Source organism: Methylobacterium currus (genome assembly GCF_003058325.1).
In the GTDB taxonomy this organism is placed as follows: domain Bacteria; phylum Pseudomonadota; class Alphaproteobacteria; order Rhizobiales; family Beijerinckiaceae; genus Methylobacterium; species Methylobacterium currus.
This window is the reverse complement of sequence record NZ_CP028843.1, coordinates 3,019,757-3,032,472: the sequence shown is the minus strand read 5'-3', so window position 1 is coordinate 3,032,472 and position 12,716 is coordinate 3,019,757. Positions and strand designations below refer to the sequence as shown.

14 protein-coding genes are annotated in these 12,716 nt (G+C 71.7%); 7 read left to right on the top strand and 7 right to left on the bottom strand.

The genetic code is table 11. The features are described from left to right. Positions 1 to 124 precede the first annotated feature (124 nt). The 3 genes from DA075_RS14175 to serA all read left to right on the top strand — a co-directional run bounded on the left by DA075_RS14175 (position 125) and on the right by serA (position 3,609). The gene (locus DA075_RS14175; protein WP_099953779.1) at positions 125 to 346 is read left to right on the top strand and encodes a hypothetical protein; all 222 of its coding nucleotides are present in this window, start codon (positions 125 to 127) and stop codon (positions 344 to 346) included. An 83-nt stretch (positions 347 to 429) separates the two neighbouring features. Beyond that, a complete protein-coding gene (locus tag DA075_RS14170; protein WP_099956590.1) occupies positions 430 to 1,599 on the top strand; it encodes a phosphoserine transaminase in 1,170 nt (389 codons plus the stop codon). Positions 1,600 to 2,010: 411 nt separating this feature from the next. Beyond that, positions 2,011 to 3,609 carry a phosphoglycerate dehydrogenase gene (gene serA / locus DA075_RS14165; RefSeq protein ID WP_099953778.1) on the top strand — a complete coding sequence of 533 codons (1,599 nt, stop codon included), beginning with the start codon at positions 2,011 to 2,013 and terminating at the stop codon, positions 3,607 to 3,609. A gap of 39 nt (positions 3,610 to 3,648) precedes the next feature. Here the strand turns inward: serA and DA075_RS14160 are convergent, their stop codons facing one another. Both DA075_RS14160 and DA075_RS14155 read right to left on the bottom strand, forming a co-directional pair. Further along, positions 3,649 to 4,038 carry a type II toxin-antitoxin system VapC family toxin gene (locus DA075_RS14160; RefSeq protein ID WP_099953777.1) on the bottom strand — a complete coding sequence of 130 codons (390 nt, stop codon included), beginning with the start codon at positions 4,036 to 4,038 and terminating at the stop codon, positions 3,649 to 3,651. Further along, positions 4,035 to 4,277, bottom strand: a complete 243-nt coding sequence (locus DA075_RS14155; RefSeq protein ID WP_099953776.1) for an AbrB/MazE/SpoVT family DNA-binding domain-containing protein — start codon at positions 4,275 to 4,277, stop codon at positions 4,035 to 4,037. The genes DA075_RS14160 and DA075_RS14155 overlap by 4 nt, the downstream gene beginning before the upstream one ends. Positions 4,278 to 4,418: 141 nt before the next feature. On the opposite strand from DA075_RS14155, the gene mtnA reads away from it, so the two are divergent. After that, the gene (mtnA, locus tag DA075_RS14150) at positions 4,419 to 5,516 is read left to right on the top strand and encodes an S-methyl-5-thioribose-1-phosphate isomerase (protein ID WP_099953775.1); all 1,098 of its coding nucleotides are present in this window, start codon (positions 4,419 to 4,421) and stop codon (positions 5,514 to 5,516) included. Positions 5,517 to 5,572: 56 nt separating this feature from the next. On the opposite strand, the gene ilvN is transcribed toward mtnA, so the two are convergent. The 5 genes from ilvN to DA075_RS14125 form a co-directional block, all read right to left on the bottom strand. After that, positions 5,573 to 6,115, bottom strand: coding sequence for an acetolactate synthase small subunit (gene ilvN / locus DA075_RS14145; protein WP_099953774.1), 543 nt, complete (start codon positions 6,113 to 6,115; stop codon positions 5,573 to 5,575). Between the two features lie 21 nt (positions 6,116 to 6,136). After that, positions 6,137 to 7,915 (bottom strand): acetolactate synthase 3 large subunit, encoded by a 1,779-nt coding sequence (locus tag DA075_RS14140; RefSeq protein WP_099953773.1) that lies wholly within the window; start codon positions 7,913 to 7,915, stop codon positions 6,137 to 6,139. A 252-nt stretch (positions 7,916 to 8,167) separates the two neighbouring features. Beyond that, positions 8,168 to 8,713, bottom strand: a complete 546-nt coding sequence (locus DA075_RS14135; protein WP_099953772.1) for a biotin transporter BioY — start codon at positions 8,711 to 8,713, stop codon at positions 8,168 to 8,170. Positions 8,714 to 8,742: 29 nt separating this feature from the next. Next, on the bottom strand, positions 8,743 to 9,363 hold the full coding sequence (locus DA075_RS14130) for an energy-coupling factor transporter transmembrane component T family protein (RefSeq protein ID WP_099953771.1): 621 nt from the start codon (positions 9,361 to 9,363) through the stop codon (positions 8,743 to 8,745). Then, entirely contained in the window at positions 9,360 to 10,034 is a 675-nt protein-coding gene (locus DA075_RS14125) for an energy-coupling factor ABC transporter ATP-binding protein (protein ID WP_099953770.1), read from the bottom strand. Before DA075_RS14125 ends, DA075_RS14130 begins: the two co-directional genes overlap by 4 nt. Before the next feature lie 140 nt (positions 10,035 to 10,174). Here DA075_RS14125 and DA075_RS14120 point away from each other — a divergent pair, with 140 nt between their 5' ends. The 3 genes from DA075_RS14120 to DA075_RS14110 are packed head-to-tail and all read left to right on the top strand — an operon-like array spanning position 10,175 to position 12,715. Beyond that, entirely contained in the window at positions 10,175 to 10,666 is a 492-nt protein-coding gene (locus DA075_RS14120) for a chemotaxis protein CheW (RefSeq protein WP_099953769.1), read from the top strand. Positions 10,667 to 10,673: 7 nt separating this feature from the next. Then, a complete protein-coding gene (locus tag DA075_RS14115; RefSeq protein WP_099953768.1) occupies positions 10,674 to 12,086 on the top strand; it encodes a CheR family methyltransferase in 1,413 nt (470 codons plus the stop codon). Then, complete coding sequence (locus DA075_RS14110; protein WP_099953767.1) at positions 12,086 to 12,715, top strand: chemotaxis protein CheW; 630 nt, start codon at positions 12,086 to 12,088, stop codon at positions 12,713 to 12,715. Before DA075_RS14115 ends, DA075_RS14110 begins: the two co-directional genes overlap by 1 nt. Position 12,716: the final 1 nt, after the last annotated feature.

The following is a 12,716-nucleotide window of genomic DNA, read 5'->3' as shown; positions in this document are numbered from 1 at the left end:
CCCGGTCCGGGTCCGTCCTATCCGGGTGGGCCGGCCCGTGCCATAGTGCCGGAGGGACCGGTGCGCGTTCCGCCGGCCGCCCATCGGGCGCGCGGGGCCGGACCCGAGCCAGGAGGGCGCCGCCATGCCAGCGGCTCATCCGCTCCAAGAGACGGATCTCGAGATGGCCCTGCGCCACGTCATCGAAGCGGAGGTCCGGGTCATGCGCCAGCGCGCCCTGGCGGCCCGCCTCGCACCCTGGGGTGGTCAGACCGCTGAACTCGCCGAGGCGCTGCTCGCCGACTTCCAGGCGACGCTGGAGGCCCACCGCGCCCACCTTGTCCGCCTGCTGCCGCCGCAGGGTTGACGTCGCGTCCGGCCTGGCGCATGCGAGACGGCGGGACACCTCTCCCCACCGAGAGGCGCCCATCTGGAAGGATGGACACCAGCATGACGACCCGCCCCGCGGCACGCCCCCGCGCGCCCTTCTTCTCGTCCGGACCCTGTGCCAAGCGCCCCGGCTGGACGCCCGAGGCCCTCTCCGACGCGGCGCTCGGCCGCTCGCACCGGGCGAAGCTCGGCAAGGCCAAGCTCAAGGAATCGATCGACCTCACCCGCACGGTGCTGCAGGTGCCGGCCGATTATCGCATCGGCATCGTGCCGGCCTCCGATACCGGCGCCGTCGAGATGGCGATGTGGTCGCTGCTCGGCCCCCGCCCGGTCGACATGCTGGCCTGGGAATCCTTCGGCGAGACCTGGGTCACCGACGCGATCAAGCAGCTCAAGCTCGATGCCCGCGTCATCAAGGCGCCCTATGGCCGCCTGCCCGACCTCTCCACGGTCGACACACACAGCCGCGACGTGGTGTTCACCTGGAACGGCACCACCTCGGGCGTGCGCGTGCCGAATGCCGACTGGATCGCCGCCGACCGCGAGGGCCTGACGATCTGCGACGCCACTTCGGCGGCCTTCGCGCAGGATCTCGACTGGGCGAAGCTCGATGTCGTCACCTTCTCCTGGCAGAAGGTGCTCGGCGGCGAGGCGGCGCACGGCATGCTGATCCTCTCGCCCCGCGCCGTCGCGCGGCTGGAGAGCCACGTCCCGGCCTGGCCGATGCCGAAGATCTTCCGCATGACCAAGGGCGGGAAGCTGATCGAGGGCATCTTCCAGGGCGAGACCATCAACACGCCCTCGATGCTGGCGGTCGAGGACTACATCGACGCCTTGCGCTGGGCCGAGACGCTGGGCGGCCTCCCGGCCCTGCGGGCGCGCGCCGACCGCAATGCCGGCGTGATCGCCGAGTGGGTCGCCCGCACCCCTTGGATCGCCAACCTGGCCGAGGAGCCGGCGACCGCCTCCAACACCAGCGTCTGCCTGGTGGTGAGCGATCCCGACGTGGTCGGGCGCGGCCCCGAGGCGGTGGCCTCCGTCGCCAAGGGCATCGCCACCAGCCTCGAGCGCGAGGGCGTCGCCCTCGACATCGGTTCCTACCGCGACGCCCCTCCGGGCCTGCGGATCTGGTGCGGCGCCACCGTCGAGGCCTCCGATCTCGAAGCCCTGACCCCGTGGCTCGACTGGGCCTTCGCCCAGGAGAAGGCCCGCCTGACCCAGGCGGCCTGACCCACCCGCATCGCCACACAAGGCGCCGGAGCCCCGCACGAGCGGGAGCCGGCGTCGGCCGGGTTTCGCTCCCCGACAGGCCGCGTTCGATCGACATCTCCTGTCCGCGCCGACGCTCATGAGGCAGGCGCGGGATCCCCTCTCCCGTGTGGGAGAGGGGTAGGGGTGAGGGTGGAGACGGTTCCGGACATAACCGGACCGTTCCGCTGCCAGCACGACGCTCTCAGCCTCACACTGAAGCGTGCCACCCTCACCCCTGACCCCTCTCCCACACGGGAGAGGGGAAGCGCGCCTCCTCGACGAGGTCGGCGCGAGCGGAGACGTGTGACGTCGCGATCCGCGCGGGCAAGCGATGCCCCCGGCCGACCCGCTCCCCTGCGGGGCGATGGCGCGCACCCGTTCGAGGCCGCCATGCCCACCACTGTCAAAAAAGTCCTGATCTCCGACACCCTCTCCCCCGCCGCCGTCGCGATCTTCCGCGAGCGCGGGATCCAGGCCGATCTCCGACCGGAGCTCGGCAAGGACAAGGAGGCGCTCGCCGCCGCCATCGGCGCGTATGACGGCCTCGCCGTCCGCTCGACCACGAAGGTCACCGCCGCTTTGCTGGAGCGCGCGCGGAACCTGACCGTGATCGGCCGGGCCGGCATCGGCGTCGACACGATCGACGTGCCGGCGGCCACCGCCCGCGGCGTGATCGTGATGAACACGCCGCACGGCAACGCCGTGACGACGGCCGAGCACGCCATCGCGCTGATGCTGTCGCTCGCCCGCCAGATCCCGCAGGCCGACGCCTCGACGCAGGCCGGGCGCTGGGAGAAGAACCGCTTCCTCGGCATCGAGCTCACCGCCAAGACCCTCGGGGTGATCGGCTGCGGCAATATCGGCGCCATCGTCGCCGATCGCGGCATCGGCCTGCGCATGCGGGTCATCGCCTACGACCCGTTCCTGACCCCGGAGCGGGCCGTGGCGCTCGGCGTCGAGAAGGTCGAGCTCGACGAGCTGCTGCGGCGGGCCGACGTCATCACCCTGCACGTGCCGCTGACGGAGAAAACCCGCAACATCCTCTCCGCCGAGGCGCTGGCCCGCACGAAGCCCGGCGTGCGCATCGTCAACTGCGCCCGCGGCGGCCTCGTGGACGAGGTGGCGCTCCGCGCCGGGCTCGAGTCCGGCCATGTCGCCGGCGCGGCCTTCGACGTGTTCACGGAGGAGCCGGCCAAGGAGAACGTGCTGTTCGGGCACCCGAACATGGTCTGCACGCCGCATCTCGGCGCCTCCACCACCGAGGCGCAGGAGAACGTGGCGCTCCAGGTCGCCGAGCAGATGTCCGATTACCTGCTGCAGGGCGCGATCCGCAACGCTGTCAACTTCCCGTCGATCTCCGCCGAGGAGGCGCCGCGCCTGCGGCCCTACGTGACGCTGGCCGAGCAGCTGGGCTCGTTCCTCGGCCAGCTCACCGAGGCGCCGATCCGCGGCATCCGCATCGTCTATGAGGGCGAGGCGGCGGAGCTGAACACCAAGGCGCTCACCGCCGCCGCCGTGACCGGCGCGCTGCAGCCGTTCCTAGAGGACGTCAACATGGTCTCGGCGATCGAGGTGGCGCGGGCCCGCGGCATCCAGGTCGAGACCGCGACCCGCACCGCCGTCGAGGGTCCCTACGCCTCGCGCCTGCACCTCACGATCGAGGCCGAGGACATGCCCCGCGACGCTGCCGGCACGGTGTTCGGCGACGGCCGCCCGCGCTTCGTCGAGATCCGCGGCATCGCGCTCGAAGCCGCGGTGGCGCCGCACATGCTCTATATCCGCAACGCCGACCAGCCCGGCTTCATCGGCCGCTTCGGCACGCTGATGGGCGAGGCCGGCGTCAACGTCGCCACCTTCCATCTCGGCCGCGACCGCCCCGGCGGCGACGCGATCTGCTTTGCGGCGGTTGACGAGCCGGTCTCGCCCGACCTCCTGCGGGCGATCGAGGCGATCCCGCAGGTGAAGCGGGCGCGGGCGGTGAGGTTCTGAGCCGGATGGAGGCGGGAGGCCGCCTTGCCTCCCGCACCCTCAGCGGATGGATTCGACTGCGACGGCGGCCGCCGCCGCGATGTCGCGCCTGCGCCGCTCGGCCGTCAGCGCCGTCGCAGCTTCCCGTCCTGCCAAAGCGAGGCAGTCGCGGTCGCCCAGCGACGAGCCGAGAGGCAAGGTGATCGGCCTCAGCGTGCCGGCGAACACGGACAGATCCGCATCGGCCGGCACGACCCGAATCGGAAGCGGCCGCAGCGTCGCCTCGATGTCGGAGCGCGCCGCGCCGAGCTTGGCATAGTGACTGACGACCTCTGCCCAGTTCACGGCACCCATGGCGGCGCCATCGATCACGGCCTTCACGCGATCCACGCCCGGCTCGTCGCGCAACAGCGCGAGCGGGGCTGAAGCGTCCAGAACGAAGCCGCTCATTCGGCCCCTGTGTCACCGGCGCGCGCCGCAAGGAAGTCGTCGACCGAGGCACCCGCCTGGCCAGCGACGAGACGCCGGCTCAGAGCCTGCGCCCGGGCGACGGCTTGATCGAGCGTGCGCAGCACGATGGCATCGCCGGTATCCTCGACCAGCACTTCTCCGCCGCGCGTGAGGCCGTGCCGTTCGCGCAAGGTCGCGGGGAGGCTGACGCTTCCGTCGGGCAGTACCACGGCTTTCATGGCGATCCCCTCTCTGCGATCATTCCAGCACGCCTCGGCCTGCTCCGGACCGTGGTTTCGGGCGCGCGGAGCCCCCCGTCTTCGGTGACGGCGCCGCTGCGCCGATCTCCCCCTCCCCGCCTTTCGTGCTAAACCCCCGCCATGAAGATCGACGGCCGCCACTACCGCACCATCTTCCCCGCGCCCGACGGCGAGGGGATCTGCGTGATCGACCAGACCCGCCTGCCCTTCGCCTTCGAGACGAAAGTGTTGCGCAGCGAGGCGGAGGCCGCGGTCGCGATCCGCACCATGATCGTGCGCGGCGCGCCGCTGATCGGCGCCACCGCCGCCTACGGGCTGGCGCTGGCGATGCGGGAGGACCCGTCCGACCGCAACCTCGACGGGGCGCGGCGCCGGCTCGCCGCGACGCGGCCGACCGCGATCAACCTGGCTTGGGCCCTCGACCGGGTCGCGGCCCTGCTGCAACCCCTCGGCCCAAGCGAGCGCGAGGCCGCCGCCTTCGCGGAGGCCGCCCGCATCGCCGACGAGGACGTGGCGAGCTGCCGGGCGATCGGCGAGCACGGGGCGGCGCTGATCGCCGCGATCGCGCGCAAGAAGTCCGGGCCGGTCAACGTGCTGACCCATTGCAATGCCGGCTGGCTCGCCACCGTCGATTGGGGCACGGCTTTGGCCCCGATCTACGTCGCGCACGATGCCGGCTTCCCCGTCCATGTCTGGGTCGACGAGACCCGGCCGCGCAACCAGGGCGCGGCGCTGACCGCCTTCGAGCTCAACGCCCACGGCGTGCCCCACACCGTCATCGCCGACAATGCCGGCGGGCACCTGATGCAGCACGGGCAGGTCGATCTCTGCATCGTCGGCTCGGACCGGACGACCTCGACCGGCGACGTCTGCAACAAGATCGGCACTTACCTGAAGGCGCTGGCCGCCCGCGATTGCGGCGTGCCGTTCTACGCCGCCCTGCCGTTCTCGACGATCGACTGGACGCTGACCGACGGCGTCGCCGGCATCCCGATCGAGGAACGCGACGCCCGCGAGGTGACCCACCTCACCGGCCGGACCGATGACGGCGCCTTCGCGACCGTGGCGGTGGTCTCGCCCGGGAGCCCGGTGGCCAACCCGGCCTTCGACGTGACGCCGGCGCGCCTCGTCACGGGAATCATCACCGAGCGGGGCGTGGCGGAGGCGACGCCGGAGGGGTTGCTCGGCCTGTATCCGGAGCGGCGGGCGGCCGCGTAACGCAGCGAGTGCGAGGCGGCGGGGCACGGACCGGCGGCCCCGCCGCGTGAGGCGCGCTACATCGCCTCCGGCCCGCGGCCCATCGCGGCGACGCCGGTGCGCGAGACCTCGACCAGTCCCACCGAGGCCATCAGCTTGACGAAGCGGTCGATCTCGTCGGTCGTGCCGGTGAGCTCGAATACGAACGAGGTCAGGGTCGCGTCGAGGGTGCGGGCGCCGAAGGCGGCGGCGAGGCGCATCGCCTCGACCCGGTGCTCGCCCTTGCCGGCCACCTTCACGAGAGCAAGCTCCCGCTCCAGCGAATCGCCCTGCAGCGTCAGGTCCACCACCCGGTGCACCGGCACCAGGCGGTCGAGCTGCGCCTTGATCTGCTCGATCACCGCGTTGGTGCCCGCGGTCACGATGGTGATGCGCGAGATATGCCGGGCCTCCTCGGTCTCCGACACGGTCAGGCTCTCGATGTTGTAGCCGCGGCCGGAGAAGAGGCCGGCGATGCGGGCGAGCACGCCGGGCTCGTTGTCGACGATGACCGCCAGCGTGTGGCGGTTCACCGGCTCGACGCGGACCGGATCGGGGTAGTGGGTGTTCATGGCGTTCATCGTCCTCAAACCCTCGCCCGGTCAGACCAGCATCTTGCCTTCGTCGGAGATCACGTCGCCCAGATCCGCCCCGGTCTCGCCGAGGTAGTCCGACAGCAGCATCTCGTTATGCGCCTTGCCCGACGGGATCATCGGGAAGCAGTTCTCGGTCTTGTCGACGATGCAATCGAAGATCACCGGACCGTCATAGTCCAGCATCTCGGCGATCGCCGCGTCCAGGCTGCCGGGGTCGGAGCAGCGGATGCCCTTGGCGCCGTAGGCCTCGGCCAGCTTGACGAAGTCGGGCAGGCTCTCCGAGTAGCTCTCGGAGTAGCGCGAGCCGTGCAGCAGCTGCTGCCACTGGCGCACCATGCCCATATACTCGTTGTTCAGGATGAAGATCTTGACCGGCAGGCGGTACTGCACGGCGGTCGACATCTCCTGGATGTTCATCTGGATCGAGGCTTCGCCGGCGATGTCGATCACCAGGGCGTTGCGATGGGCGAGCTGGGCGCCGATCGCCGCCGGCAGGCCGTAGCCCATCGTGCCCAAGCCCCCCGAGGTCATCCAGCGGTTCGGCTCGTCGAACTTGTAGTACTGCGCCGCCCACATCTGGTGCTGGCCGACCTCCGTGGTGACGTAGGTCTCGCGCTCCTTGGTCGCCTCGTAGAGGCGCTGGACCGCGTATTGCGGCTTGATGGTGGTGCCCGACGGCCAGTAGCCGAGGCATTCGCGCGCCTTCCAGCCGCGGATCTTCGACAGCCACTCGGTCAGGCGCCCCTTGTCGGGCTCCGGCGTCAGACTGCGCCACTCGCGCAGCATGTCGGCCAGCACCGAGGCGCAGTCGCCGACGATGCCGATATCGGCCTTGACGGTCTTGTTGATCGAGGAGGCGTCGATGTCGACGTGGATCTTCTTGGAGAAGGGCGAGAAGGCGTCGAGCCGGCCGGTGATGCGGTCGTCGAAGCGCGCGCCGATGCAGACCATGACGTCGCATTCGTGCATCGCCAGGTTGGCCTCGTAGGTCCCGTGCATGCCGAGCATGCCGAGGAACTGCGGGTCGGAGCCCGGGAAGGCCCCGAGACCCATCAGCGTCGAGGTGACCGGGAAGCCGGTGGCGCGGGCCAGTTCGCGCAGCAGCTGCGCGGCCTCGGGACCGGAGTTGATGACGCCGCCGCCGGTATAGAAGACCGGCCGGCGCGCGCCGGCCATCAGCGCCACCGCGGCGCGGATCTTCTCCGGATCGCCTTGGGTCTGCGGGTTGTAGGTCTTGTGGCTGTTGTCGACCGGGCGGCGATAGATGCCGCTGGCGAACTGGATGTCCTTCGGCAGGTCGATGACCACCGGGCCGGGCCGGCCATGCGAGGCGACGTAGAACGCCTCGTGCAGGATCCGCGGCAGGTCCTCGATCGATTTGACTAGGTAATTGTGCTTGGTGCAGCTGCGGGTGATGCCGACCGTGTCGCATTCCTGGAACGCGTCGGAGCCGATCAGGTGCGTCGGCACCTGGCCGGTGATGCAGACGAGCGGGACCGAATCGAGCAGCGCGTCGGTGAGACCGGTGACGATGTTGGTGGCGCCCGGCCCCGAGGTGACCAGCACGCAGCCGACCTTGCCCGACGAGCGGGCATAGCCCTCGGCCGCGTGGACGGCGCCCTGCTCGTGCCGGACCAGGATGTGCTTCACCGAGTCCTGGTGGAAGAGCGCGTCGTAGATCGGCAGCACCGCGCCGCCCGGATAGCCGAACAGGGTGTCGACTCCCTGATCCTGAAACGCCCGGATCACCATCTCGGCGCCCGTCATGACCTCGCCCGCACTCATCGCCGCGCTCCGTTCCTTGGTCTCGTCCGCGCTCTCGGGTCCGTTTTACGCAACAAAAAAGGGCCCCGAAGGACCCTGCACGCGCCACCCTTGGGATGCCGGGCTTCTCAAGCCCGCCCCTTCGGTGGCGCCTCCGCTACAATAAGGACCGCACGCATGCTGTGATAAGCCTGCCCTTGAGAGAGTGGCGCGGACCCTACGCGCGTCGCCCGGCAGGGTCAACCGGTTATCGAGCCGCGTTAACGATCCGGCTCAGCGAGGCTGGAGCGTCGGATAGGCCCGCCGCACGGCCCGCGCGATCGCGACGGAAAGGACCACCTTCACGCCGTCGCCGGGCAGGAACCAGGCCGAGCCGATCGCCGCCTTCGCGAGGTCGACCCGTGCCACCACGGCGATCCACGGGATGCCGACCGCATAGGTGAGCACCACGCCGCCGAGGACGAGGATCAGCGCCTCCTTCCAGAGGGGGAGATCTCGCAGGGAGCGCTCGACCAGGAGCCCGATCACGAAGGCGGCGACCGGCCACATCAGCACGAAGCCGCCGCCCGGCCCCATGACGATGCCGAGCCCGCCCCGGCCGCCGGCCATCAGCGGCAGCCCGGCGCAGACCAGGAGGACGAACAGGGCCAGGGCTGCGCCGCCGCGCTTCGCCCCTGCGATCGCGCCGGCCAGCATCGCCCCCATCGACTGCGCGGTGATCGGCACGCCGACCACCGGCAGGGTCACGGGCGGGAACAGGCCGAGGGCGGCGGTGAGGGCGGCGAAGAGCGCGACGAAGACGATGTCCCGGGTCGACATGGGAGTCCTTGGATTCAGAGTGCAGGGTGTCAGTGGCCGGACCGGTCCGGGTCGTAGGACCGGGCGTCGATCGCCGCCGCGATGTCGTCGCTCATCTTCAGCATCCGCACGACGACCGGCACGGTCAGCGCTACGAGGCTGCGCTCCAGGCCCCGTGCCTGCTGCGCCTCCCGCACCTCCGCGGTGATGGCGGCCAGCACCGGGATGAACCGCAAGGTGAGCGCGATGGCGAGGCCGGCCTTGGCGGGATTGACGCCGAGGGGCTTCAGCCAAACGAGGCCGCGTTGCAGCGCCTCGATCAGGTCGGCGCTGCGGGTCGTGAGCGTCACGAGGCCGGCGAGCAGCACCAGGCTTGCCAGGCGGGAGGCCACCAGAAGTCCGGCGAGCCAGCCGTCGAGGGCGAGCTGGACCAGGACCAGCACGGCGAGGATCCAGGCGAGCGGCCGCAGCTGCGCGAGCGCGAGGCGGCCCGGAATGCCGGCGAGCCGGTAGAGCAGCCCCGTCAGGCCCAGGGTCGCGAGTGCCAGGACGGCGGCCATGTCGAGCCGCGGCAGCGCGAACAGGACGGTGCCGACGGCGATCATCGCAAAAATCTTCGCCCCCGCCGGGCAGCGGTGGACCGGGCTCTCGCCCGGGACGTACGGGGTCACGACATCATCGCGACGTAGGCCGGCAGGGCGGCGGAGGGGCGGTCGTCGATGACGACGCGGCCGTCCTCGAACACCAGCACCCGGTCGAAATGCTCGAGGAAGGCGAGGTCGTGCGAGACCACGACGACGCGCTGCGCCAGCCCGTCGATCGCTTGGGCGATCCGGCGCTTGTTGCGCAGGTCGAGCAGCGTCGTCGGCTCGTCGAACACGATCACGTCCGGCGCCATCGCGAGGACGCCGGCGATGGCGAGGAGCTGCTTCTGCCCGCCGCTGAGGAGGTGGGCCGGGTGGTCGCGAAGGTCGTGCAGGTCGTAGCGGCGCAGGGCCTCGTCGGTGCGCCGGGCGATCTCGTCTTTGGCAAGCCCGAGATTCTTCAGCCCGAAGGCGAGGTCTTCGGCCACCACCGGCAGCACGATCTGGTTGTCGGGGTTCTGGAACACGAAGCCGACCTTGCGGCGCACCGCCTTGCCGTCGCGCCGGGTGTCGAGCCCGTCGACCCGCACCGTGCCGTGGCTCGGCACCAGGAGACCGTTGAGCAGGCGCGCGAAGGTGCTCTTGCCGCTGCCGTTGCCGCCCACCACCGCGATCCGCCTTTCCGCCAGGTCGAGGGTGAGGTCGCGCAAGACCGTGCGCTCCCCGAAGGCATGGCCGACATGCCTGATCTCGATCATGACGCAACCGCTCCTCTCGCGCCGGGCGGCGCCTCATAGCACCTCCGGCGCAGACCGACAGGGGCGCTCGGGCGGTTTGGAAACTTCCCCCGCCTCCCCTATCTCAGGCGCGGGCGGATGGGCTCGCGGGAGTGCACGGGATGACGACCGGGACGGCTTACCTCTTGGTCGATATCGCCGGAACGGACTGCGCCCTGCCGCGCCGGGCGGTGCGGGAGATCCTGCCCCTGCCCCGCCTGTGGCGCCCGCCGGGGGCGCCGGGGGCGCTCGCGGGCTTCCTCAACCTCGCCGGCAGCGCCGTGCCGGTCCTCGACCTCGCGGTCCTATTCGGCCTCGGGCGGCCGGTCACCGCGAAGGCGGCGCTCTACCGTCACCTCGTCCTCCTTCACGGAGACGCTCCGCTGGCCCTGCTGGTCGACCGGGTCGCGGATGTCGTGCGGGTCGAACCGGCTCACGTCCGGCCGGTCGGCGACGCGGCCACCCTGAACGGCTGCGTCGCCGCCGAGATCCGCCTTGGAGAGACGCTGGTGCACGGCCTCGCCATCGACCGCATCCTGCTGGCCGAGGAGCGCGAGCGGCTGGCGGCGCAGACGCGGGACGCGCAGGCGCGGCTCGCCGAGTGGGCGGCCTGAGCCGGACATGCCAAGCGTGCGGGGCACGGCCCCGGTCGGCGATCCGGCCTTCGCGGCCCTGAAGGCGCGTCTCGTCGCCCGCACCGGCCACCATTACTATGCCGACAAGGACGACCTCCTGTGGGAGCGGCTGGGCCGGCGCATGCGCGCCCGGGGCGTGCCCGATCCCGCCGGCTACCTCGTGCTGCTGGAGAATTCGGAGGCCGAGTGGGCGGCGCTCGAATCCGAGATCACCATCGGGGAGACGTTCTTCTTCCGCTACGCCGAGCAATTCGCAGCCCTGCGCGGCACGATCCTGCCCGAGCGCATCGCCGCGCGGGGGTCCGAGCGCCGGTTGCGGATCTGGAGCGCCGGCTGTTCCACCGGCCCCGAGACCCATTCGGTCGGGATCGTGCTGCACGAATTGCTGGGCGAGCGACTCCCTGACTGGCGCATCGCGCTCACCGGCACCGACATCAACCGCGACGTCCTGGCGGTCGCGCGGCGCGCGGTCTACGGCACCTGGGCTTTGCGCACCCTCGGGGCGGAGGAGCGGGCGCGCTACTTCCGGCCCGGCCCGCGGGAGGGCACCTTCGCGCTGCGTCCCGAGTTCCGCGGGCTCGCCCGGTTCGAGCCGCAGAACCTGATGAGCCTCATCGACGGCACCGCCTCCCTGGCGCTGACCGACTACGACCTCATCCTGTGCCGCAACGTCCTGATCTACTTCCATCCGGACGTGGTGCAGGCCATGGTGCGGGCGCTGGCCCAGCGCCTGCGGCCCGGGGGCTGGCTGCTGCTCGGCCATGCCGAGCCGAACCCGGCCTTCGCGGAATTCCTGGAACCCGTCTCCCTGCCGGGCACCGCCGCCTATCGCCGCCCAGAGGATGGCGGGATACCGGACATGAGCGCGCCGCCGGCGCTGCCGGAGCCGGTCCCGGACTGGGCGCCGCTCCTGCCACCGATGCCGCCGGCCCCGTCCCCACCCCCTCCCCGGCCTCTCCCGGCGAAGCCCGTGCCCGCCCGGGTCGCGACGAGCAGGCCGACGGACACGCCCCTCGCCACCGTCCGGGCGCTCGCCGATGCGGGTGACCTCGAGGCGAGCTGGCAGGCCTGCCGGGCCGCCCTCGGGCGGGACCCGACCGATCCGCGCCTGCGCTACTACGAGGGCCTGCTCGCCCGCGCCCGGGCGCGGCCGGACGAGGCGGAACGCGCCTTTCGCGGCGCGCTGTACCTCGATAAAGGTTTCGTCATGGCGCATTACCACCTCGGGTTGACCCTGATCGCTGCCGGCCGCGCCGAGGCCGGCCGCCGCGCCGTGGCCAATGCCCTGCGGCTCGCGGCAGCCCTGCCCGCCGAGGCGGAGCTGCCGGAGGGCGACGGGCTCACGGCCGCCGAATTGTCCGGTGCCGCCCGGCCGTTCCTCGGCGGCGAGGCCGCCTGATGCCGCAATCGACGCGCCCTGCCGCCATTCCGGCCGGTCCGGCCCTGCCCGGCGAGGCCGCCCTGACCCCGGCCCGGATCGAGGAGATCCTGGAGGCCCGCACCCGCAGCCTCGCCACCCGCGGCGCGGCGCCGGAGGCGCGGCCGACCCGGTCCCTCCTCGTCTGCCGCGCCGGGGCCGAGACGGTCGGCCTGCCCCTCGAGGGCGTCGCCGAGGTGTTTCCGTTCCGGCCCTGCACGCCGGTGCCGGGGGCGCCCCCGTCGCTCGTCGGCCTCACCGGGCGGGGCGGGATCCTCGTCAGCGTGATCGATCTCGCGGTGGCCCTGGGTGCCGCGCCGGCGCCCGCGGAGGAAAGCCTCGGCCATGTCGTGGCCCTGCGCCGCGACGGTCCGCGGATCGGCCTCCGGGTCGAGCGCGTCCTGTCGGTGGTCGAGGCCCAGGTCGAGGCCTTGGCCGGAACCTCGGTCGAAACCGGGGGCCTGGGCAGGCGGGCGGTGGCAGGCTATGCCCGCGCCGCATCGCCGGGCTCCCGTCAGGAATCGAACGGTTCCGGATCGGGCTTCGCGGTGATCGACCTCGCCTCTCTCCTGGCGCCGCTCCTCGCGGCCGGCCGTCCCGGGCCGGCCTGAC